Below are 24,786 nucleotides of genomic sequence, written 5' to 3'. Positions count from 1 at the left end.
TGCAACACGCTAAAGCGTGAACTCCAACAGTTGGAGTTCACGCTTTAGCGTGCGGGCCGTCAATTGAGCGAAAGACACTTCACAGGCTGAAGCCTGAACTCCAACGATTCTTGCACGTTCACCGGCCTCGATTCAACAAGCTCCGTTTGTTCAGATAGTCGACGAACACTTCGCCCATGTTGCGGCTGGTGTCCACAAGGATTCGCTCGACGGCGTTGCGCTGGCAGACTTGCTCGAAGCGATCGTTGAATCGCTCGACCGCCTTCAAGTATCCGCGGCGCAAGTCGTCGGGCTGGGCCAACAACTCGCCGGGCACTTCCAGGCCGAGGAATTTGATCATGCCGCTGAACTCGAATGTCAGCTCGTCGTGGTGCATGATCTGGAACAGCACAACCTCGTGGCGGCTATAGCGCATCCGTTGCAAGGTCGCTTCGAGAGCGTCGAGATCGGTGAAGAAATCGCTGAAGACCATCACGATCTCGCGGCGCTTCATCCGCCCCACGAGTTCCGTGAGGCACTCGGGCAGACGGGTCTTTTCGACCGGTTTGATCGCGTCGAGATGTTCCGTCATCCGCACGACTTGCGCCATCGAATTGCTCGGCGGAATGACGCCGCGCAGCCGATCGTCGAACGTGGCGAGCGACACCTTATCGCTCTGGCGAATGATCGAGTAGCCGAGCGTCGTGGCCATCTGAGCCGCATACAACAGCTTTTGCTCGCGGTCCTCGCCGTAGCGCATCGACGCGCTGCAATCGATCACCAGATGGCAAACGAAATTCGTTTCCATCTCGTATTGCTTGATGAAATACTTGTCGCGCTTGAAATAGACTCGCCAGTCGATATGCTTCGGATCATCGCCCGGCACATATTCGCGGTGGCCGGCGAATTCCACGGCAAACCCGGCCAGCGGCGACTTATGCGCTCCCGCCAAATTGCCCATCACCAACCCGCGCGGCTCGATATGCCGCTCGGCCATCCGGCTCAAAACGTCGGGATCGAGATAGCGGGAGAGAATACTGCGTGCCATGTCAGGGATGAGGGACGAGGGGTGAGGGGCGAGGGAAACGGACAAAGAGCCGCGAGTTCCGCTTGCGCGTCCCTCACCTCTCGTCCCTCACCCCTCGCACCTGGCGGCTACGCCGCCGGTTTTTCGTATTTGCGATCCGCGGGGACCGCCTCCATGAGCATTTCGATGAGTTGTTCGCTGCCGACGTTCGAGGCCTGGGCGGCGTAGTTGCTCGCGATGCGATGCCGCAGGGCCGGCTTGGCGATCGCCTGTACGTCGCCTACCGTGGCGTGATAGCGGCCACAGAGGATTGCCCGCGCTTTGGCGCACGTCACCAACGTCAGCACGCCGCGCGGACCGGCGCCCCAATTCACCCACCTATTGACGAAATCGGTGGCCTCGGCCGTGTTCGGCCGCGACGCGCGCACCAGCGCCCAAGCATACCCAAGCACCTGATCGCTCACCGGCACGCGCGTCACCAGCCTTTGAATCTCGATGATGTCATTGCCGGACATGATCGGGGCGATCTCGCCCATTTCGCCGGTCGTCACGCGGCGGGCGACCTCCCATTCCTCGGCGCCGCTGGGGTAGTTCACTTTGACAAAGAGCAGAAAGCGATCCAATTGCGCCTCAGGGAGCGGATAGGTCCCTTCCTGCTCGAGCGGATTCTGCGTGGCAAGCACAAAGAACGGATTGGGCAGCTTGTGGACCTGCCCGCCGGCGGAAACTTGCCGCTCTTGCATCGCTTCGAGCATGGCGGCCTGCGTCTTGGGAGGCGTGCGGTTGATTTCGTCGGCCAACAACAGATTGGCGAACACCGGGCCGGGGAGGAATTTGTATTGCCGAGCGCCGGTTTCAAGATTCTCTTGGATCACCTCCGTGCCGGTCACGTCGCTGGGCATCAAGTCGGGCGTGAATTGAATTCGCTTGAAGGTGAGGTGCAGCGATTGCGCGAGCGAACTGACCAAGAGGGTCTTGGCCAGGCCGGGCACGCCTTCGAGCAGCGCGTGACCGCGGGCGAAGATCGCCACGAGCACCTGCTCGATCACTTCGTCTTGCCCGACGATCACTTTGGCCAGCTCATCGCGAAGGCGGCGGTAAGCCTGTTCGCAACGCTGCACGGCGGCGACATCATCGGCGGAAGGGGAAACTGCGGGCGCGGTCGACATCAGTAACTCCAAGCTAGGGGTTCGGGAGTCGGGGTTCGGGGTTCGGAAATTAAGAACGGGCACTCGATGCCGCTTGCGCGTCGCCAGTCCCCAGCCCCGAGTCCCAAGCCCCGTTTCATTTCTCAATGTTCTCGAAATATTTTTTCAAACGATCTTCGTAAACTCGTGGCGCCGGCTGATGCGATTTAGCCCTGAGTGCGTTGCGCGCTTCGGGGGGCAACTTGGCGAACCAAGGGTCATCCTTGAATTGGCGTTTGGCGTCGTCGGTGTCGTGGGCCTTGTCGTCGGCCGTGCAGCTGTCTCCTTGCGAAGCCATCTGGGGTTGAACCTGCGAGGCGGCATGAGGCTGATTTTGGTTGTCGGTCTTCTGACCGGATCGCGAACCCGCCTGGCCGGAACTTGCCGCCGAGGCATTGCCAAGACGCGCGGCTGGCGAACGGGCTTGACCTTGGCCTTGCCCGGGTTCGTCGGCCTGCCCCTGCCTGTTGCCTTGCCCGGATTCTTGACCCTGCTGCGTTGCTTGTGCGGCTTGAGCATTGGCCTTCGCGCCGGCAATTCGCTGGGAGGTCGCGTCGGGGGAACTGGGAACGAGCCCTGTGCCGAGCGAATCTAATCTACGGCGCCCAGCTTGACCGCGACGCTCGCCTGGGCCGCCAGCTTCCCCTTGAACCGGTTCACTTCCCTGGCCCGGTTCCTGCCCCTGACCAGGTTCTTGTCCCGAAGCGGGCTCTTGGCCATTGCCATGATCTTGTCCTTGACCCGATTCCTGGGCCTGGCCGGACTGTTGACCGCCCGCCACTGGCGACTGACCTTGGTCGGAGAGTTGCGACGCCGCTTCTAGGCCTTCGCGGATCGGCTTGTTGGCCACTTCCGCCTGACCGGAGACCTGCTCGGCGTTTTCGCCGATCTTGCGCTGCGCGTTGGCGAAACGGCGCTCGGCGTTCTGTAAATCCCGCGCCGCCGCCTGTTGGGCGGGCGACGGCAGCGGGTGGCCAGTTTGCCCCTGGCCGGAATTCCGCGCGGGATGCTCGCCGGCATTGGCGGCTTGCGTCGCCGCCTGCTGCGTGGCCTCATTCAATTCGGCGGCTGCGCCGGCGATCTGATCACGGGCCTGTTGCTGCTGAGCGGCGTCGGCGGCGATCTGGTTGGCCAATTCCTTGGCATTTTCCAGTCGCTGCTGCCGAGCGGCCAAACTGGCATCGGCGCGGTCGAGGCCCCTTCCGACTTCGGTCTGACTTGCCGCTGATCGTGCAGCGTCGTCGGCGGGACGGTCGCCAACATCTGCTTTTTCAGCTTGCCCGGCGGCCTTTTGCGCATCCTTCAGCGCGGCGGCGGCGTCGGGATCAATCGGAGCCGTGTCTTTCGCCAAATGGCCGAGTTCGCCTCCCTGGGTGGCGAGCTGCCGCGCCTCTTGCCGAGCAACGGTTTGCTTTGCTTGGGCGATTTCACTGGCGGCGTCTTGGAGCTTGTGATCGACGACGGCTTGAGCTTGTCCGGCGGCCGGCTTGTTTCCCTCGCCAAGCGCTCGCTCCGCGTTGCGGGCCTCGCGGGCAGCATCAGCGAGCAACTTCGCCGCGTCAGGCGCCACTTCAGCGGCGAGCTTCTCAGCTTCGGCCGCGGCTTCGGCCGCGGCCTTTTCAGCAGGTAGATCCGGGGCGCCAGCGGGAGCGTCGGCGGATTTCTTGGCTTCGTCCCGAGCGAGTTTTTGTGCCTCGTCCAGTGCCTGGCCGGCTTGCTGACGGGCCGCGTCCGCGGCTCGGGGGCTGCCAGCCACGGTGTTCTTTGCGGCCTCGGATGCTGCCCGCTGGGCTTTGTCCAGGACTTCCTGAAGCGGCGCATCGGCGGTTTGCCTGGCGATGTCGCTGGCCATCTCGCCCACTTTCTGCTCGGAAGTCGCCGCCTCGAACGACGAATCGGTTTTTCCTTGCGACAGATCGTTCGCGGCCCGATCGGCAGTATTCTGCTGCTCGACCGCCTTGGCAATCTGTTGGGCTATCTCTTGCGCGGCGGCAGCTTGTGAGTGCCCCTCGGCACGCTGCTCATGGGCGGCAGCATCGGCCGTCTTTTGCTCGGCCTGATTGAGCCTTTCGAGTGCCGAGCCGACTGATTCCAATTGTTTGGCTTCTGCCTTTTCGACTTTGTTGCGCGTGTCGGCGACCGGTTTCAATTGGTCGTTAGCAATCTTGGCTAGCTCGTTGGCTTCGCTGGCGACTTCCTTTCGAATCTCGGCGGCGGCGGCGGCAAGTTTGTTCGCGGCCGCGGCGCCCTTTTGCGATGCGTCCAGGCTCTCCGGCTTGTTCGCCTCGCCGGGTTTCCCTTCGGCGGCAACGAGATCGTGCCCGGCGTCGTTGATCGGTTGCTTGGCTTCGGCCAGAGTGTTTGCCGCATGGGGCGCACGGTCCTTCACACCCTCAGCGATCTTCTCCGCGACCTTCTTCACTTCGACTTGATCTTGCGCGAGCCTCTGCGCGTCGGCGGCGGAGAGTCCGTCGTCGCTCGCGGCTTCATCTGCGGTCTTGGACAGTTCGCGCTCGCTCGCCGCCGCGCGTTCGAGAGCTTCCGCGGCCCGGGCCAATTCACCGGCAGAGACGGCCTTCTCATTGAGCTTCGTGTCGCCGAGCGCGGCGGCGATTTCGGCGGCGGCGCGCTCGATTCCCTCTTGAGCGACATCTTGGGCGGACCGCTCCGCATCGGCCGGTTGATCGCCGGCCTCCGCTTTCGCGGCGTCTTGCGCCGCCGCCTGAGCTTCGCCGAGCCGCGACTTCACCGCCGCCGGCAATGGACTCGGTTCGGCAGCTCTCGCCAGGGTATCGGCGGCCGCCTGATCACTTTTCGACGATTCGGCCGGATTGCTCTCGACGGCGTCGGCCGCCTTCCGCGCTGCCTGTTTTGCTTCGGCGATCTGCTTCTGGGCCAGTTCCAGATTCTTCACTTGTTGCGCCAATTCGGCGGCGCTCTTATCGTTGGAATCTTGCTCGGAGGCCTGTTCGAGCTTGCGCTGCAATTCGGCCAGATTCCCGATCGCCCGGGTTTCCTGATCGAGGGCCTCAGGTTTCTTGGCGTCGAACAACTCGCCCGTCGCCGCAAACGCGGCGGCCTTCGCCTGCTCGAGCGCCGGGACGGCCGCGGGAAGCCGCTCGAGCGCCGTGCCCAGGCGGGAAAGGTCCTTGCGAATCTGAGCCTCGCGATCGACCAGCTTCTCGGCCGATCGATCCTTAAGATCAGTCTGCTTCGTCTCTTTGCGGATCTCTTCCTGCCGCTTCAATAAATCCCGGACCAAGGCCAGCGCTTCTTCGTTCGATGAATTGAGCAGCCCTTGAATTCCCTCGAGCTTTTCCAAAAGTACCTCGAGCGTATTGATGACCGATTGCTGACTCTTGACCGCCTCGCCGAACCTGGCGGAATCGAGCCCCCGCCCGGCGTTGTCAACTTCCTCACCGGCCTGGCCCGCTTTGAGAATCCGCAATCCGTCGGCCGCGCCGGCGCCGACCTGTCCGCCCCACGTGGCGACATCGGCCAACGCATTGACCAACTGTATGAATAGCCCCTTCACGTCGTTCTGGTTCTGGATCGTGTCGAGCGTGAGTTCCGCTTGACGCTGCCTCGGTTGATCGGTCAGCGATTCGGTGACGCGTTTCACGGCCGTCTGCCGCTCGATCAGCATCTTGACCTGCGCCGTCAGCTCGGCGACGCGCAACCGCCGGGCCAGATTCTGCCGTTCGACAGCCAAGCGCGTGACGATCTCGCGAATCTTGGCGCGAGCTTTCGTGAATTGCTCGGCGCGAGCGGCAGGATCGGCCTTCTGAGCCTGAATCAGGATTCCCACGACGTCGCGCATTTCCGCCTCGACCAGCCCGTCGATGTGCTTCCGCATCAACTGGATGTCCCGATAGAGATCAAGCTTTTGCAGGCCATTCTGTTCGAGCTGCTTTATTTGCACCTCGAGTATGCCCGAGACCAGCTCGCGAGCCATATCGCGGGCGCTCTGCTGGGCTTCCTGCTTCGCGCGCAGGGCGTCGGCGCTAAGAGGGCCGTCGGCGGCAAATGCGGCGCTTGCGCCAATCGCAGTCAACAGACAAACGACGGCCGCTGAGCCAATAGTCCGATTCACTTGAGCCCTCCCGTTTGCGATTGGCGCTGAATCAAGGTATTCATTTGCTCGTAGGCATGGCGATCGGTCTCGCTCAAGGCGGCCATGATGCCTCCCTCGTCGGTGATTTGAAGGACCACGGGGTCGCTCTTCGTCGATTTCCCTGGTTGATCGCCGCGAAAGTCGGTGGCTTCAAGGGTCAGCTTCACCTGATCCCCTTTGGCCAGTTTGAATTGATCGAGCGGCAAGCGATAGGCGCCGGCCAGCGGAAGATTCGGTTTGAGCAACGGCTTGGCGAGATTTTCCTTTGAAATCGCGATCGGCTCGGCGGGACTTTCCGACGTCCCGCCCGGATGAATCACCTCTACATAAAGTTGGATCCGCGAGATGCCGTAGTCGTCGTTGGCGGAATAGTTGATTTCCGGAAGGCCCGTGTTGGGTAAGAAATATTGCACGTCGACCGACGCGTTGACCGTCGGCGGGCGATCGGGTTTGATGCGAATATAGCCCTCGACGGGCCGCGGCAAGCGCAGCCCGTCGGCGTCGGTCACCTGAATCTCGAACCTCGTCGGAGAGTCGATCCGCGAAAGAGGCGATTCTTTTCCGGCGAGCGTCCAGCGGCGGCCGTCGGCGGCCGTTTTCTCGAGCGGGAAATCTTTCTTGTCCATCGTGAGCATCGCGGCCGAAAGCGGCTTATTCTCGCAAGTGATTTCCAGATCGGCGCGCGAGCCTTCCAGAACCGAAAGCTGATGCGAGCCGGCGGTCTGCTCTGGCTCGGCCAGCGCCGCGGAGCGAGCATAAGCCGGGGGCGTGGCCGTGAGCATCAACTCGACTACCGGAAGCGGGATCGCTTCGAGCCGCGTCGCCTCCGTCCAGGCGTCGCCAAGATGGACTTCAAACTCGAGCGAGTCGACAAGCTGCGGCAATTGTCCTTTGAAAACCATCGCGCCGCCGGGCAGTTTCGCGGCCTCCGTCAGTTCGACGGGCTGCGCGACGCCGCCGGCGGCCGAACGAAGATCGACCCGCTTCAAGTCGCCGGGCATCTCGCCGGAAATGCGCACCGCGAAGTTGATCGGCTCGCCGTAGCCGGCCCGGACGACGCGAACGTCGGGCGTCACGGCCGCGCCGTTCACATGAACCTCGTCGATCACCGTGCGGGTGGGATAGTGCGCATTGCTCATTGCTAGCCGTGCGAAGAACGTCGCGGCATATTGTGGAAACAATGCGACCGCCATGCAGAAGAGAGCCACCGTCGCAGCCAGCGCCAGCCCGCGTCGGTAAATGTGCTCGGTCGGAATGCCCTCGAGCACATTGGTTCCACTGCTGAATGAGGCCACATAATCAATCACCGCCCGTTCCAGAGCCACCGATCCCCACCGCGCAGCTTCCGGCGATTCGAACTGAATTGCGGCCACGAGATCGCTGTCGATGCCTTGCTGCCGCTCGACCATCAAGGCCATGTCGAGATCGGTCTCGTTTACCGCCAACAGCGGCCGCGCAAAGCGCCGGTAGGCCCAGATCACCGCGCGGGCTCCAATCGCCAGCGCCACGATTCTCTGCGCACGATTCATCGAAAGTTGCCAATCCAGCAGAAACATCGCCCCCAGACCGCAGAGCACCGCCAAGGCGATCGCAAACCAGGCTGCCGCGAGCCGAACGGAATGCCGGCGGCGGCGAAGCCAGGAAAGCTGGTGGCGAAGTGGCGAAAGTCGGGACATGCGGTTCACGGTAAGTTGATCAGTTTGCGGGCCAACCATTCGCTGAGCATAAGGAACACGACGACGCCGAAGCAGAGCCATGTGCTCCAAAGCGCGAAAACCTTCGTCGAGGTCTCGCGAATTGTCTTGAGATTGATCTCATCGGGAATACGTGATGCGGTTTCGAGATCGTAGGTCCTGCCTTGGCTCTCGGCGGCGATCTGCTCTTGAACCTGAACGTTGCGGACGGCCGTTTGCCGCTCGGGCGATAGGTTGACCACGCGGAATGTCACTTCCCTCGGCGTGCCAGTGATCGGATCCTTCACGCGAACGCGGTAACCGCCGCTCGTGAGCACCGGAAACTCGATCTCGAAGATCCCTTTGGTCAACTGCGATATATTCAGCGTTTGCGACTCGACCGGCGCGCCCTCGGAACGGCTGGGGACAAGCACCTCGGCCGCAAGATTCTTCTCCGGCAATTTATCGACGGTAAGCGGCTCGAAATTGGCATCGTAGGCCTGAACGGTCAGCCGCACGCGGTCGTCCGGCTTATATTGCAGCTTGTCGGTCGAGACGACGAACCGCTTGTCGAGCCCAATGTGGTTGCTCAGCCCAATGTGCTGGATCATCTGACCCCAAAACTGCCGATAGTATTGTTCGCCATATTTCCGCCGCAACCTCCATGTTTCGTTGAAGCCGATGTAGACGACCTTGCCGCCGCTGGGGAATTCGCGGACGGCAATCAACGGCTGATGCGAACGCCCGTCGGCCGTCATGTCGGTCGGGTGCTCGGCCAGCACCGTCGCCAGCGGATGTTTCCATTTCACGGGCTGATACCAGGGCAACATTCCCATATTGTCCCATGCCCGATTATCCCATTTGTCCCGGTTGTCGTCGCCCGTCCGAACCCCGTCGTCCAATTGCATGAATTTGTAGTTCAGTGCGTCGAGCGTGAGCCGCATCTGGAACGGGCGATCGTCGCGCAAACGGGCATTCGAATCGACGACGACCGGAAGGATGTTCGCCAGCTTGGTGCCCTCGAGCTGCCCCGGTCCAAATCGCGGCCCGGCGATGATCACGAGTCCGCCACCGAATTGCGTGACGAATTCGCTCGCCAGATCGCAAAACCGCTCGCTGAGCGCCGTGGCGGGCATATCGCCGAGGAAGATGACGTCGTTGGCCAAAAAATCGCTCCGCTTCGGCGTGAGCGACGGCAGAAACAGCGGGTTGGTCGTGCGCACTTTGGGGTCGGACGATCGCAGGAATGTGCGGAAACCGTTCATCCCCACGAGCGGATCGCGATGGAATACCTCTTTGATGAACCGCCATTCCCAGGTCGGCTCGTATTCGACGTACATCAAGCGGAGAAAATCGTCGATCACGTTCGCCTCGCGATGGGCATGATTGCCCTGATCGACCACCTCACCTTCCAAGTGCTCCACGTCGGCGGCGAAGTCGAACTGGCCGGTCTGTTGCGGGACATAGTCGAACCGCTGCTCGACCGTTGGGCCGGCGAGCTGCACTTCGCGCTGGCCGATTTGCAGCACTTCGCCCTCGTTATCGCTCGTGCCGGCCTTGCGATGAGCGGTGACCGTGATTTTCGCTTTCCGACCATCCAGGCCGCTTTGCCGCAGCACGACCTTGATCTCCTGCCGCTCGGCCTTCTTTAGCTGTCGCGGCATTTCGATCTCCGTGGCCAGATCGACGGCCACCTGCGGGCCAATGCCAACGGCATAGACTGGCACCCCGAGCCTTTTCACGGGCGAGGTCGTCGTTCCAGCCGGGGCGGGACCCGTATTGTTGCCGAAATCGCTGAACATCACGACGCCCGCCAGATTGCTCGTAGCGTGGCGCTCGGCCAAATCGTCGAACGCGGCGCCAATCGCCGTGAGTTGGCCCTTCGTGGTAAGTTGCTCGACCAGCAGCTTGGGGTCGATGGCGCGCCGGGGCGGTTCGGCCAGCTTGAGTTCGCGAACGCCATCCGGACGGTCGAGAATGAAAACCTGCACTTGGAACCGGCTTTCCAGTCGGCTGAGAAGGTTGTCGTGTTCGTTCGTGACGAGGGCTTTTACATATTCGATGCGCGAGAGCCGCGCGGTCGGAGAGATTGGCAGCGCCGCGCCTTTCGCGGCGTCGCTTTTTTCCGGCATGTCCGATGGATTCGATCCGCCAGCAACGTTCAATCCGACGGCCACCGCCAGACGAGCCCGTTCGGCGTCGGACATCTCGTCTTGAATCTCCATGCTCTCGGTGCCATCGAAGAGCATGTAGAGCAGCGGCCGAGGCCGGCTGGTAAATTCCATCTTCAGGACCGGCTCAGCGAGGATCAGAAGCAGCAGCGACAACAGGACCGCGCGGCTCGCGGCGAGCATGGTTAGCGTTTTCTTGCGAGTGCTCGGCTGGTAACGGGAATAGAAGACGATCGCCAACGCAGCCAACGCCGCGCAGCCGAAAAGCGCCCAGGCCGGTCCGTTCTGCGCCCAGGGAGCGGCCAGCGACACCCGTGCGGCGTCGATGGACTGGAGGTTCTCGACCCCCATCAACCAGCCGATGAAGTGCGTGATCATCACGCTTTGTCCCGGTCGAATGTGAACGCCGGCCAAATCAGAATCGCCAGCTCGGCAAACAAGCAGCACAGCGCAAATAGGATCAGCCACCACCAAGTGTCTTGGCCCCAAATCTCCGCGCCGCTCAAGCTGATCGGCTCGCCGCGCGGCACCCACCGATAGTGCGGCGCCTCCGACTGGCCATCGGCCTTCATCTTGGCGGCCAGGCCCGTTTCGTCGATCGACGCCAACTTCGATTCGTCTGCCGAGCCATTGGCGGCGATCAGCTCTTCGCGTGGTTTTTCATCTGCCGGCTGCTTGGCCGGCGACTCGTTCGGTTTACCGATCGTGGCGGCAGCGCCTTCCGGTTTGCGAATGGCGACTCGATAGAGTCCGCGCTTGCTGAAATCACTCACCGCGACGCCGAATTCCTCGCGCCCCGTCCGTTCGACTTCGAGAAGCTGCTGCTTGCCGTCCGGTCGGACCAGATAAAACGGCTCGTTTCGCTCCGCGGCGCTGATCGGCGCCACGATCGGCTTCGACGCCGTATCGACGTTCCGCTGGGGCAGCGTGTACTCGATTCGCGACCGCAGCACGCGATCGATCAGCCAAACGGCGTTCTTGCTCGGCAGGTCGTTCCAAGCGGAGAGGAATCCGCTCGTGAAAAACAGCACGCGGCCGCGGTCGATCTGGCGCTCGACGAGAAACGGAATCTGATTGTCGTAGCGCAACAGCACCTTGGGCTTGCCGCGAGCGGCCAGATCGTGAGGCGACATCTCGGCCCCCTCGCGATCGCGGCCCGAATCGAACAATAGCCAGCTCGGCACGATCGCGTCGCGCCGTCGCTGGGCGCGCTCAAGCGCCGTTCGATCATTCGCATCGAGCCGGCCACGCAGCTCCTTTTCGGAGAGGCCCTGAATTTGCGAGTTGACTTCGGCCAGCAGCTCGCGCTCGTGCTCGATCCGTTTGGTTTCCGCGGCCACGAGCTTGTCGATGGTCGCGTTGTCGTCGATCGGCGTCACCGCTTTGAAAAAGGTCGGCTCGCGGAGCGAATCGGCGATGTCTTGCGGTTCGGTGTCGGGAAGCTGCAAATAGGCGTTGTTCGGCACGTCGGCCGGAGCGACCTTGAGCGAGAACACCTTGAAATCGCTGGTCGCCTCTTCCGGCACGTGGCCGAAAGGCTGCGGCTGAAGCGGCAGCGGCAGTATACCGGCGCCGTCGAGCCAGGCTTGATCGGTCCAAGCGGCCGGATCGAATTCGGCGCCCGCCGCGATCACCAACTGCCCCCCTTGCCGCACGTAATCGCGGAGCAGCTTGACCGCCTCCGTTTCGGGCTTGGCGATCCCCGCGATCACCACGAGCCGCGCCTCGCGCAACTCATTGGCGTCCAACTGCTCGAGTTTTCGATGGACGACACGGACCAGGTGCAATTGCGTTTCACCGCGAACGTTCTGCGGCGCCAGCAGGCTGCGGAGGTGACGCGTCTCGCCGAGCCGATTGAGTTTCGGGTCTTCCGTCTCGCCATATTGATCGACAAAGATGACGGGCAGCGCAGCCACGACCGGCACGACGAGATAACGGGCATCGTCGATGTCGAGTCGATCGGATGGAATCGAAACCTTTGCTGAAGCCCAGCGAATCTGGCCGGGCTCCGGCGGATCTGCGAATTGATGCTCGAAGGTTAGCTCGGCCGTTTGATTTGGATTCAGACTGTCGATCACCTTCGACTGCACGGCCGCCCCATCGATCGAAAGCGTCGCCTGCACGTGCAGCCGCGGCGAGCGCCCCTGATGCGTCACCTTGGCGACGAAATGGGCGGGAGCGGACACGTCGGCCAGCCCGTCCAGCAGGCGGAATTCCGAGACCGACGTGTTTTCCGCGTCGCGGGCCGAAAGATCGACCACTTGCAACTCGGGCAATCCTTTGAGATGCGGCCCGAGCGGCTCTCCTTTCCAGTTCTCGACCTGCTGGTCGCTGAGCAGGATGATTCGCTTGGCGGCATCGGGCACGTCAGGCGCTTGCTGCATCGCTTCTTTTGCCAGGTCGATGGCCCGAGCGGCCGTCGCCGACCGATCTGTCACCTCGGTTTTGTCGAGAGCATCCTTGGCATCCTTCTTTGTGCGATAGGCGTCGCGGCCGAAGGCGCCTCCGCCGCAGAGCGGCAGCACGGAGACACGGCTGCCGTCCGGCAAGGCCTCGATCAGTTCGCGCCCCTTCGCCTTGGCGTCGTCCAATAGCGTTTGCCCCGCCTGACGATAGGCCATGCTCATGCTGTTATCGACCAACAGGATCGCGTGCAACGGCTGCCCCGAACCGATTTGACTCTGGCCGGACGTGGCGAAATAGGGGCGAGCCAGCGCCAGCCCGAAGAACAGCACCGCGGCCGTGCGGAGGATCAGTAGCAAGATATCGCGCAGCTTCAAGATGCGACGATTTCGCTTGACCGCTTCCTTCAAGAAATCCATTGCCGCCCAGGAAATCACGCGGAACCGGCGCCGGTTCAACAAATGGATCACGATCGGACCGGCGGCGGCAATCGCCCCGGCTAGCGCAAACATCGAAGATCCGAATCCGGGAAGGAAGTTGGGCATCAAAGCAGGGTCGAAGTCAGCAGTTTAGAGCCAATCCGAGAACCGCCGGGGATTGTCCCCTTTTGTGGAGTGGGCACCATCGCCGCGATGGTCGGGAACAAAACGGGACTGTCCCCCTCTCCTCAGGCGGTTCTCGGATAGTCTGTCATTCCTTCGTCTTCATCTGGTATTGCTTGATTCTGCCTTCCTGAAGGATTGGCAGATACCGATTCGGAATCGCCAACGCGAAGCAACAAACGGCGGTGGCGTAGAGATCGCCCGGAGGGCCGCCGAGGAACTTCGTATCGTGCCAACAGCCGTCTTGACGCACGTCGCCGGGAGCGCGAACCTGACAGGCGATCAAATGATCGCGCAAGATCGGATATCCTTCGCGCCAGTGCGATCCGCCGACCTGATACATCGCTTGCGCAACGTAGTAGATTCCGTAGGCGCCGCCGTCGAGACCGGGGCGACCGTCGCGATTCGGATTCGGATTGAGTTGCTTGACCGCGGCCCCGATGAACTCCATGCTTTTGGCAATCCGCCAATCTTCGTATTGGCCGAATTCCTGCAGGCAGACGACGCCCGCCGCCGCCATGGCGACCGTCCCGCCGTTGTTCCAGCCGATTCCGTAAGTGAACTGCCCCGGCTCGCGCTGTTGATCGGCTTCGCTGGCCTGATTGCCGGCGCGGGAGCTGTAGTGCTCGCGCACGCCTTTAATGGCCAGCTTGATCACTTCCGGAGGCACTTCAAAGCCGCTATCGACCGCGCTGCGCAGGGCTTTGGCCTGCATCACGGCAAGGCTGAGATCATGGCCGTTCGGCTGAACGCTGGCCTGATAGTCCCAGCCGCCGTCCTGGCACTGCGTGTTGGCGATCAGCTTGAGGGCCCGCTCGAGCACGCCGCCGATCCGCGCGTCGTTGGTCATGCCATAGGCCTGGCCCAGGACGAAGGTCGAGAGGCCGTGGTTGTACATATCGCGATGGCCGTCGGCCATGTTCAAGAGACCGGACGGTTTGGCGTGCGTGAGCACGTAGTTGAGCGCCCGTTCGACGTTCTGCCCGTACTTGCCGCGGCCCGGCGAATGGCCGTCTGAAAGAAACGCCAGTGCCCCCATGCTCACCAAGCCCAAATCGTTCGACTCCCAATTGCCCTCCGGCCCTTGGTTCTGCGCAAGCCAGGCCAGGCCGCGTTCGAGGGCCGCCTCGCTTTGCGGAGTGATTTCCCAATCTCCCTCCGCCGGCGCCGAGCGGCCGATCAAGAAAGCCGCGAGCAAGACCGCGCAGCGGGGGATGTTCAGTCTCATAAAAGGGAGATTGCCAGACAGGGCGGAGGGCGGGCGGCTATTCTATTATGACAATTGGCGCGGTCAGGTTACGGTGTTTTTGCAAAAAACTGTGTCGCGCAGCGCGACAACGCCGAATCTGGCCGCGTCGCCGATAGATGCAGCCGATGATGGCGGCGGCCACGACAGCACTCATTGCCTTGCGGCAAAAACCGTGGCATTCAATCGATTTTTGCCCAAGTTGACGGTCGGGGGCGCGGCCCGCGCCTCCGTCACCTTGCCGTTCGGTGTCAACTCGTATAGCACTCGCACGGGCTCGCTCTCGCCGCCGGCGGCAAAGGCAAACAATTTGCCGCCCCCCGCAATGAACGGCCCGAACATCGGATGATCGTGCTTTAGCGAATCCAACGGGAAGCTGGCCCGCTCGACGCCGGTCGCAGGATCGAGCCAGACGAGTACGGGACGGAGTATTCCGCCGTTGTCTTCGGCTCGTTCGCGGCGGGTATAGAGCAACTTCCCCGGCCCGCCGCAAAGCTGCCCCTCGAGCAAGTCTCCCACGTCGTGATACCAAAGCACATCCCCCTTACCGGGCGCGAGCGCAACCAAACCGTTTTGAGTCTCGACGACGAGGCGATCGTCAACGATGCCGCTCAACCGCATCAATCCGGCGAACACTTTGCGCCAGTACAGTTCGCCGCTATCGATATCCACGCACTCGACCGCGGCCACGCCCGGCTGCGTGACGAACAGCCGATCGTGCCAAACGACCGGCGGGGCTTGAACCTGCCGCGCCCAATCGTGATCGTCTTGCGGAGAGATCCATTCTTGCCGGCGCACCCACCGCAGTTTGCCCGCGTAGTCGCACGAGAGCACCGTGCCGCCGAACACCGCCACGAGCCCGTCCTTCACTGCCGACAATTGGCAGGTCCGATGCTGCCACCAGGTTTCGCGGAGCGTCGCCAATCGCTCCTGGGCGACGACGACGCCATTGGCCTGATCGAATGTGGAGAGATAGAGAATGCTTTGCTGATCGGAATGCGAGAGAGTGAGTGCGACCAAGCCGTGCTCAACCCAAAGCGGATCGGAGACGACGAGCAAGCCCGTGCGAGTGCGCCAGACGACGTGGCCATCTCCCTTTTCGAGTGCCGCCAATTCGGGACCCGTTTTGACCAGCCGCCGCGCGAACAGCCGATCGCCGACGACGACCGGCCGCATCGATGTCAGCGTCCAATCGTGCGTGCGGGCATGCTCGCCGCCGACCCCGCTTGCCCAAATGCGCTTCCCGTCGTCGAGATCAAACGCCGCCACTTGGAAGCGATTGCTGACATAGGCCATGCGGCCATCGACGACATAAGCCAATTGCCGCGCGGCCCAGTCGATTCCGCGCGTGATCGGCGCGGATGCCGTGTCGCCGACGATAAACCGCTTTCGATCCCGTTGCCCAGGGAAGAACTGCGTGTTCTGATCGCGAATGGGTGCCATGCCGCCGAAGTCGCCGGGATTCTCGCCGAGTTCGCCGTCGACGCGGCCAATTTCGCGCAGTGCAAAACCGCTGGGAGCGGGAGCCAGCGGCGCTTGTGCCGCTCCCGGCGCCGCCGAGGCAAGCGCCGCCGAGGCGTGGGTCTTCCGCATCTCGGCCGCTAGCTTCTCGAAATCCGATGCGGAGAGCTGTACGTCGCCGAGCTTGACCGGCTCGATTGCCGGCTGGCCCGAATCGTCGCCCATCATCGCAGCCGCCAGGCGATCGCGCGGCGCCAGGAGTTCGGCGATCTGCGGGCTGGCAATCTTCCGAGCGCGGCCGTAGGCTTCGCGAGCGCGGGCGAATTCGCCGGTGGACATCGCTCGATCGCCCAGCCAGAGATACGCTTGTGCAGCGGCATCGGTGCCGCGGTAGCGAGAAGTGGCCATTGCAATGGCCGCGACATCCCCTTCGTTCATCGCCTGACGAACCTGCAACATGCCGACCGGTCCAAAGTCGCGGATCATCGTTTGCCGCAATTGCGGTTCGTGCGAGATGGCCAGGTCGATGGCGCCGTTGACCGAGACGAGCAACTGCGGATCGCGCGAGCCGGGCCACAGGCCGAGCGAATCCGACACATCGGCCGAGGTGATGATCTGGCAGGCGTCGCGATAGGACTTGCTGGCCATGGCCGCCTCGAAATCGCCGAGCAGATTAAAGCCCTCCTTGTTCAATTCCTCGATGAATGGGTGCCGGCGGTCGACGTGCGGCGCGTTGCGATCGATTGGCGGCTCGTTCTCGCCATGCGTCGTCGCCCAATCGCTCGCCCACGCCAGCAATGGGTCTTGCACGTTCCAAAGCCGCAGGTGTGCCAACAGACGCGCCACGTCGTTTGAATTCTCCGAGTAAACGGTCTCGAGCAGCTCCGTTCGGGCCAACTGCGCGAGGCCGATCGAATACTGTTGCGGGCACCAGAGCGGACTACGAACGATCGACGGGGCCAATGTGGACCACGGATGGAGATTTCCCTCGCGATGCATACGAGCGCCGATCTGCTCATAGCGATGCATGAAATCGCCCGCCGCGCGGCCGTCTCCCCAAACATTTGTGAGCAGGGCCAGTTCATCGAGTCGCTTCAATTGCACTTCGGCTGACCCCGGCAATGCGACCGCCTCGTCGGCCAACAAATCGACCACCGGCCGAATCGCCCATACCGAACCGCCCGCGGCAAGCGTCTTGAAAGCGCAAGCCCGCCGCCAATCACTCGCGCCGATGCCGGCCGGCCTCTGTTTGACCACCTCGGCTTCCCAATGAGCGAAATCGGGAATCGGGAGCGCCTGCGCTCGGGCCATGATTTCGGCGGGCGGGGCCAGCGATTCAACCGCTTCCAGCTTCCGCAGCGTCACTCGCCGCAAACGAATCCCGCGCGGCTGCCCGCCCTGCGGCGACCAGAGCATGAGATGCGTCAGCGGATAGGAGGGCGAATCCAGAGGCTGAAGCATCCGCGCCCAATGGTGCCCATCGATGCTCGTGTAGCACTTCAGCCCGCAGCCGCCGATGAACTTCAGCCAAAAATGTCCGGCCGCGTTGGCTGCGCCCGCGCCGCCGTGGTAATCGACGCCAAAGTCCATCGCCGCGTTGCCAAAATTGTTCCAGCGGAACGAGAGCCCGCCGGAGTTGTTGTCGCGAAAAAAGCCGACGCTGGCCTTCGGCTTCGGATCGTTTTGAAGCGACCCGAGACCGACATTGCTCCCCGGCGTCACGTCGTCCACTTCGACGACCAGCTCGTGCAGGCCGAGACCATCTTCGGGCAAGGGAAAGGCAAGCCAGCCTGGCTGCTGCGACTGCCGAGACTTGAGTTCCACGCTGCCGTCGTCCAGCTTGTTGGCCGTCATCCCGTTGGGCACATGGCTTTCCCATTTCAAATCGGCGGGGCGCGCAAAGTCCGCCACGATAGGCCGATCGGCCGGCTCGGCAGGCAAGTCGCTCGTGGTACGAACCAGCGCCAGTCCCTGCACTACCGCATGCCCCTCGAAGATCACTTCACCGGGAAGGCCGTCATAAGGCGCCCGCAAGAGTTCGACATCGCCGCGACTGACGACCATCAACCCGGAGTGGAAGCGAATGTCCATCCGCAGCGGCCAGAGCGGCGGGTTCGTGCGCCAATTCCGGTCGTCGTCCGTGGCGGCCAAAACGCGGATGGGACGGTTCCGGACTGGCCCGGACGTGGCGTAGGCAACCGACGCTCCCTTGTTATCGTAGCTGCGAAGAGCCAGCCCCCGTTTGCCGCGCCAGAAATTCAGCGACAGCCCTTGAGCTTCGTAGACCGACAGCCTCAACACCGAATCTTCCGTGAGCGGCGCATTCAGCCGCAGCCGTCCCTCGATCAACGGGATTCGCCCGCCGTAGAAATCGCGCATGTCGACGCGGCCGTTCTCGACCGGCGTAAACCAGCGCCGCATCTCGTCCAGAGAGGGAGAGGAGCCTGGAGCGTCGAATGGATCGACGGCGATTTCTTCCATCGGCCGCGGCGCGGCGCCAAGGCTCTCCTTCGCCAGCCAGGGATCGTGACTCGGAGCCACGGGCCCGGTGAAATTCACTTCGCCAACCACTTGCACGAATGCCAATCGGCTCAGGTGCGGAAAGAGTCCCTCGGCTTCCATCCGCAGGGTGTTCTTCCCTTGCCGCAAGGGGAAGATCCCCTCGCGAAACCAGCGCTGTCCATCTGGAAACCAGTTGCCCGTCACTTCCGTGGCGGCTCGCTCCTTGACCACGGCTCCGTTGAGCGAAACCTTCAGCGGCCGGGATTCGGCGGCCGCATAGCACAACTCCAGCCGATATTTGCCCGCGATCGGCACATTGAAATCGAATTCCGCCCAGCCATGCTCGCTGCCAGTCAGGACGCCGCCGATTTTCTGCCCATATTCCGTCGTGTCGAGTTCGAGGCGGTCCATTCGCGAAACGGCGGCAGCGGCGATCTCGATCCGCGCCCCGTCGCGTTTGCCTCCGCCGACGATGGCGGCCGGATTGACTGGCAGCCTTGGCCCGTTGCCGGGTGGATTGGCGGCGGGTCTTTTCTCATCGCCGTTTGAAGCTGCCGTTGCAGTCGCGTCGTTCACGTTGGCCGCGGCCGAATCGCTGCCGCCACGGTGCGTATCCCCAGATTGGATTACAGCGGCCGCGTTCACCGCGCCAGTTCCATTTTCCGCTACTTTGGGCGTCGCGACGTCACCATTCGGCCGAATGACAAACGCGTAGACCAGGATCGAAACCACGAAACCCATCATCAACAAACACGCCGTCCAGCCGAGCCAGCTTAGAATGCTCGGCCTGCCGAAGCGGCTCGCGCGGCCGGCGGACGAGAAGACGGCGTCGGGCGAAAGATCGATCTTGCCGATCAGCCCCGCCAGGTATTGATCCAGCTCCAACTGCGCCGCGAGCGCCCGCCGGACCGCCGGCGAGGCCCGCATCCGGCGGCGGATCAGGTCGATTTCCTCCAGCGACAATTCCTGGGGGAGCTTCGATTCGACGAGCGAAATGATTTCTTTATCCGTCATGGGACCCGCTTCGCAGTTTTCCGTCAAGACAAAGTCGCAGGGCCTGCCGGGCCCGGAACAGCAACAACTTCACCGCTCCCTCGGTGCGGTGCAGCTTGTCGCCGATGGCCGTCAGCCGCAAGCATCCCCGATAGTGCAGATCGAGCGCCTCGCGGGCGGTCGGACCCAAGGAATCCAAACAGTCGGGCAAGTGCCGCACGGCCGAATCGTGCTCATCGTCGTCCGCCGGGATCAACAACTCCAGTTCCAAGCAGAGTTCCGTCCAGGCCACCTCGCGCCGCCGCTTCATCCGTCGCACTCGCTCGCGAAGCAGATTACGAGCGATTCCGATCAACCACGGCCGCACCATCACGGGACTATCGAAACGGGCCTGCGCGGTGTAGCAGCGGAGAAACACCTCTTGGCACAGGTCCTCGGCGTCGGATGGCTCGAGCAACCGCGAACGCAGGTAGCCATACACGGACCCCTGGTGGCGCTTGATGATCGCTTCAAACGCGGCCCGGTCCCCTTGTTGGGCCGACTCGAGTAGCCGATGGTCGTCCGACACGCGCTATCCTTTGTGCGTATTGCTCTCTTCCGGCCGCAATCCGATCTGTTCCACGAATCCCGCGAGCAAGCTAGCTCGATCGCAATCGGCGGCGGCAAGGTTCCATGATACGCCGCTAGAAGAGCGCTTGGCAATGATCCGGCGAGATACCAATGCAATAGCTCCGATATCTGTTCCGCCAATTACGAGCGGAGAAGCTGACTCCGTCGGCCGGCTCAATGCGCACCAGCGGGAGATCGTCGGCGACAATAAGATCGTGACGTTTGCCCTGTCAGGGACGGTGAATCGCGACCGTGTACGCGCGAATAACAGCGTGTCCGATAGGGATTTCTCGAATCTGACGGTCGACGTCCGCAACGATTGGAAATGTGGAACGCGATCAGGTTGCATCAACGGCCGGTCAGCAGCTTGTCGAATAAATCACCTTCCGGCCAATTCTTGATTTGATCGGCTGGACCGTGCAATAGGGGGTCTATCAAATCGGCAAACGCTTTGCCGTCGCGCGTGCCGTCGGAGTTGAACAGAGCGACCCAATCGATGTCATCGTTGCGGCAGACCATCAGGGTCGAACTGCCGGCCAGCCCTCCGGTGTGCCACTTGGTCCACTTGCCGCGCTCGACGTTCACCGGGCGGACTTCCCAGCCGCAGCCGTAAAAATCGGGCTTCGGTTTGCCGTTGGCCGCGTAGCCGAGCACCCCGGCTGGCCGCGCCATGATCTCCCGAATGCTCTTTTCGCTTAGCACCCGGCACTGGCGCGGATCGTCGAGTGACGAAGTAAATCGCACCAGATCGACGGCCGACGCGATCCAGCCGCCGTTGGCGTCCATTGTCTCGATACACTCGACGCCATAGGGCAAGGGCGCCTGCTGGCCGATCCTTGGCCCCGAAATGGCTCGGCCCGTGCGATTGCCGCTGTCGTAATATCGCACTTCGCCGGGTGCGCGATCGACCAAAAGATTTTTCCCCAGCTTCATGCGACGGATGCCGAGCGGCGCGAGAATCTCCTTCTGAACATATTGGCCGTACCTCTGTCCCGAAGCCTCTTCGATCACGCGCCCCAGTACGCAGTAGCCGAAATTCGAGTACGCGAACGACTTGCCCGGATCGAAATCCAACCTGCGGCCGAACGTGTAGCGGATGATATGCTCGGGACGAATCGGCAGGCCGATCTTGAGGGCCTTGGCGATTTGCTCGGCGGCTTCGGCGGCCATCGGGTCGAAGCCCTTGTCGCGGTCCCAGCCGCCGGCGTGGTGCAGGCAATCGAGCACGGTCACCTCGCGCAGCCGGGGATCGATCTTCGCGCCTGGCGCGAGATACGGCGCGATCCGCAGCAGGCTAAACACCTTCGCATCCAGCTTGAGCCGCCCTTTCTCCGCCAACTGAAAGACGGCCGCGGAGGTGAGCGACTTGCTCAAGCTGGCGATCCGGAACAGCGAAGTCGGCTCGACCGGCTCGCGCCGTTGCCGATCGGCATAGCCAAACCCACGGGCGTAGACCAGCCGCCCCGCCTTGGTGACCGCCAGCGCCGCCCCCGGTGGCTTGTGCTCGCGCATGAACGACAGCATCAACTTGTCGTACGCGGCCAGTTGCGGCGGGCCAATGCCCGTCATCGGCAGCGCTTCGCCGGGCGACTTTGGCGGACCGGCGGAAATATCGTCCTGCGCGCGGGCTTGTACGCCGATCGCGCAAACTCCAACTCCAGCGGCAGCCCCGAAGAATTGGCGTCGGCTTTGCGAATTAGCGCACATGGTTACCACGCCTTACCTGGCACGGAGTGCTCGAACAGCAAGGCAGACACCGTGTTGCTGGTGTCGAAGACAAATCGGAACTCAGGACTCATGGAGCATTGAGTCCAAGATTTCAGGCGTTAGGCCGCGTTGCTGCGCTTGGCGGCTGATGTCGCGCATAAGCTCTTGCAGAGATCCGTTGGGCTGCATCGCATCGTGGAGGCGCAAGCTGAGGAGAAGATCGAGCTTGCGCCGCTCATCCACCGATGCTTCTCGGTAAGCACGGGCCGCTTGGGGGTCAACGCGGATTGTTATCTCTTCGGTCGCCATTCGTCGAATTACGTGCAGGAGTTTCGTGTCGGAATATTAATCAATTCTGATCGGTTGAGCCTCGAATGGCAAGTCATCGCGACACTTGGTAACGGAGCGGCGCCTGCAACTATTTAGTGACCTCCAGCGGCACTTCGATCGAAGGCGCGGCGGCGACGCTGGAAACCGCGATCGGGATCGTCCATTCAACCGCCCCGACCTTGCAGAGGCCTTGGGCGCGCTCTTGGCAGTAGTAATAGTTCATCGAGAGCCGGAGCGTGTCGCGGCCGTTGGATTGTTGGATTGGCACCTTGATCTCGAACTCGGTCGTCGGATGGTCGAGCTGCTCGAGCTTGCCGAGCGAGTTGCGATCGATGGGGCCGGTCGCCCCGTCAACCTCAAGATAATAACGCAGCGGGGCGAGCGGGTTCATCTTGTAGCCCGCCGGCAAGGTGAACTTGATGGCCAGGCGGATCGCTCCGTCGGCTGGCTTGACCATCGCTTCGGGCAATTGCACCTGTTCGGCCCCGTTGAAACTCGGCTTGCTCGCAGTGGGAGTATTTCGCGGCTCGGGCGCCGAGAGGCCGGGGATTTGCAACGTTGCGACCCGGAAGTCGTGTTCAAGATCGACGGTCCGGATCAGGTGGTTGTTCGTATCGGCCACGTACAGCTTTCCCGCGGCATAGCAGAGGCCGGAGGGTTCGCTGAAGGTGGCGCCCGCGCCGCCGGCGTTGGTTGAGTCATCGTGCCCGGCTTCGCCGCTGCCGACGAGCGACTTGCAGACGCGGCGAGAAACGTCGATCGCCTTGATCTTGTTGTTGTAGGTGTCGGCCAAGTAGACCTTGCCGTCGTGAAAAGCGATGCCCAACGGGTGCTGCAACCTCACTTTGCCCGCCTCGCCATCGACATCGCCGAAGGTGAACAACCGCGAGTGGCTCAAGGCGGCGGTGCCGACGACCGTGCGGACCTCGCCGATCCCCAGCGGCACGTTGCGGATCGAGCTGGCTTCGCTGTCGGCGACGTAAAGCCGATTGCCGTCAAGCGCCAGTCCACTCGGCTGCGCGAACGACGCAAAGCCCGCCGCATACGGCTGCCGCGGCAAGAGCGGGCCATCGACGATGTCTTCACGGCTGTTGCCTGCAAACGGACCGATCTCGGCTTCGTCGAGCGGCATTTTCCAGATTTGGTGTGTGCCAGCCATCGCGATGAACAGATCGCCAGCGACTGCCGGAGAACGGCCTGTGGAGACGGGAGCAATCCCCTTTTTCTCCGATGACTTCACAACGGGTGGCGTGGCCCGGCCGTTTTCCCTTCTGCGGATCGCCAAATCCCACGGACTGCTGAGCGCGGTCGCGCGCGGCGGGCCGACAAACCGCAGCGGCGGCTTCGTCTCCTCTCCAATATCGAACGGCGATCGTTCGCTCTGATGCCAGCCGGGCCAACCGTTCTCCCCCTGCCGCCCCGTGCCGGCAATCGTGACCACCTGCTTGAGCTTGAGATCGACCTTGCGCAGTAAATGATTCTCCGTATCGGCGACGTATAGCAGGTCGTCCGCCAGCGCCATCCCTTGCGGCCGGTTGAAGCGGGCCGTCTTGTAGTCGCCTTCGGTCTTGCCTACGTCGCCGGCGCCGATTACATCGAGCAGCGTGCCGTCGAGATGGGTTACGACGATCCGATTATGGTTGCTGTCGGAGATGAAGAGCCGGTCGCCAGCTTCATCGGCCACGATCTTGCCGGGGAAACGGAGCGGCGTCTGCGCCGCGCGGTAGCGCTCGAGATCGAAGCGCAGCGGCGTTTCGCTCAGCAGCCCCTTCTGGCGATAGTAGGGAATCAGTTTCCTCATCACATTCTCGAGTACTTCGGCCTTCGTCTCGCCAGCGTTCTTGAAGAGCACGTAGCCTTCCGGATCAATCAGCACGATGGTCGGCCAACTTTGGACTTCGTAGCTTTCCCAAATGGCCTGGTGTGGATCGTTCACCACGGGATGCTCGATCTCATAACGGAGCACGGCCTCGGTGATATTCTTGGAATCCTGCTCGGCCTCGAACTTGGCCGAATGAACGCCGATCACGACGAGATTGTTGGGATAGTCCCTTTCTAGCTGCTTCAATTCGGGAAGGACGTGCATGCAGTTGATGCAGCAGAAAGTCCAAAAGTCGAGCAGCACGAACTTGCCGTGGAGGTCTTTCAAATCGATCGGGCCGGCCGTGTTGATCCAGGCGGCGCCCGCATCGAGCGAGGGAGCGCGGAATTTCCGCTGGGCAAAGAGCTGGTCAAGGACGGCCTGCTCTTCTTCTTCCGACCGGAGCGACTCGGCTGAGCCCTTTGCCGATGGGCGCCGACCGTCGATGTCGGCCGCACGCGATCGATCCTTTACTGAATCGCCGGCCGGATCGGGCGCGGTGGCAGAGCCGGCATCCCCAATGTTGCCGGGGGGCACCGCGGCGATTTGTTGTGCTGCCGCCCTCTGTGGGATCGGTTCACCGCCACAGCCGATCAGACAACCGATCAACAGCGGCACGACGATCCGGAAGCCATTAATCCGCCTTCGCCCAAGCCGCCCAAAAACTGAAGCTACCATTGGACTTGCCCTCCATTGGACGCTAGCCAGTTGCCGAATGGCCCGCTCATTTGAGTCATCCTATCCGATAATAATGTTACACGCCACACAGTTGCTACCGTGAACGTTCTCCCGACTTCCGCCGACAGCTTGATTCGCAAGTGATGCTGGATATGCGGTTTTTGCGCACTCCGCGGATACCAACAGCTATGGTAAGCCTGGAAAAAAGATTTCGGATTGCCGATTAGGCGGTCCGAATTATCG

Annotated in this window: 11 protein-coding genes; all 11 read right to left on the bottom strand. The window is 62.4% G+C overall.

Features of this window, described 5'->3' with window-relative positions:
* Positions 1 to 118: 118 nt before the first annotated feature.
* Positions 119 to 1,027: a DUF58 domain-containing protein gene (locus VGY55_05300; protein HEV2969388.1), complete on the bottom strand. Its 909-nt coding sequence runs from the start codon at positions 1,025 to 1,027 to the stop codon at positions 119 to 121.
* A gap of 107 nt (positions 1,028 to 1,134) precedes the next feature.
* A complete protein-coding gene (locus VGY55_05295) occupies positions 1,135 to 2,175 on the bottom strand; it encodes a MoxR family ATPase (protein ID HEV2969387.1) in 1,041 nt (346 codons plus the stop codon).
* 115 nt (positions 2,176 to 2,290) lie between these two features.
* A complete protein-coding gene (locus VGY55_05290) occupies positions 2,291 to 6,286 on the bottom strand; it encodes a hypothetical protein (GenBank protein ID HEV2969386.1) in 3,996 nt (1,331 codons plus the stop codon).
* Positions 6,283 to 7,983 carry a DUF4175 family protein gene (locus tag VGY55_05285; GenBank protein ID HEV2969385.1) on the bottom strand — a complete coding sequence of 567 codons (1,701 nt, stop codon included), beginning with the start codon at positions 7,981 to 7,983 and terminating at the stop codon, positions 6,283 to 6,285. Before VGY55_05285 ends, VGY55_05290 begins: the two co-directional genes overlap by 4 nt.
* Positions 7,984 to 7,988: 5 nt before the next feature.
* Entirely contained in the window at positions 7,989 to 10,532 is a 2,544-nt protein-coding gene (locus VGY55_05280) for a hypothetical protein (GenBank protein ID HEV2969384.1), read from the bottom strand.
* Positions 10,529 to 13,066, bottom strand: coding sequence for a BatA domain-containing protein (locus tag VGY55_05275; GenBank protein ID HEV2969383.1), 2,538 nt, complete (start codon positions 13,064 to 13,066; stop codon positions 10,529 to 10,531). Before VGY55_05275 ends, VGY55_05280 begins: the two co-directional genes overlap by 4 nt.
* Before the next feature lie 178 nt (positions 13,067 to 13,244).
* On the bottom strand, positions 13,245 to 14,384 hold the full coding sequence (locus VGY55_05270) for a squalene--hopene cyclase (protein ID HEV2969382.1): 1,140 nt from the start codon (positions 14,382 to 14,384) through the stop codon (positions 13,245 to 13,247).
* A 171-nt stretch (positions 14,385 to 14,555) separates the two neighbouring features.
* On the bottom strand, positions 14,556 to 19,379 hold the full coding sequence (locus tag VGY55_05265; protein ID HEV2969381.1) for a PQQ-binding-like beta-propeller repeat protein: 4,824 nt from the start codon (positions 19,377 to 19,379) through the stop codon (positions 14,556 to 14,558).
* A complete protein-coding gene (locus VGY55_05260; GenBank protein HEV2969380.1) occupies positions 19,369 to 19,926 on the bottom strand; it encodes an RNA polymerase sigma factor in 558 nt (185 codons plus the stop codon). Before VGY55_05260 ends, VGY55_05265 begins: the two co-directional genes overlap by 11 nt.
* A gap of 389 nt (positions 19,927 to 20,315) precedes the next feature.
* Positions 20,316 to 21,674 (bottom strand): serine hydrolase domain-containing protein, encoded by a 1,359-nt coding sequence (locus tag VGY55_05255; GenBank protein ID HEV2969379.1) that lies wholly within the window; start codon positions 21,672 to 21,674, stop codon positions 20,316 to 20,318.
* A gap of 418 nt (positions 21,675 to 22,092) precedes the next feature.
* On the bottom strand, positions 22,093 to 24,543 hold the full coding sequence (locus tag VGY55_05250; GenBank protein HEV2969378.1) for a thioredoxin-like domain-containing protein: 2,451 nt from the start codon (positions 24,541 to 24,543) through the stop codon (positions 22,093 to 22,095).
* Between the last annotated feature and the right edge of the window lie 243 nt (positions 24,544 to 24,786).

The organism is Pirellulales bacterium (assembly GCA_035939775.1).
Classification (GTDB): Bacteria; Planctomycetota; Planctomycetia; order Pirellulales; family DATAWG01; genus DASZFO01.
This window is presented reverse-complemented; position numbering and strand designations above follow the sequence as displayed.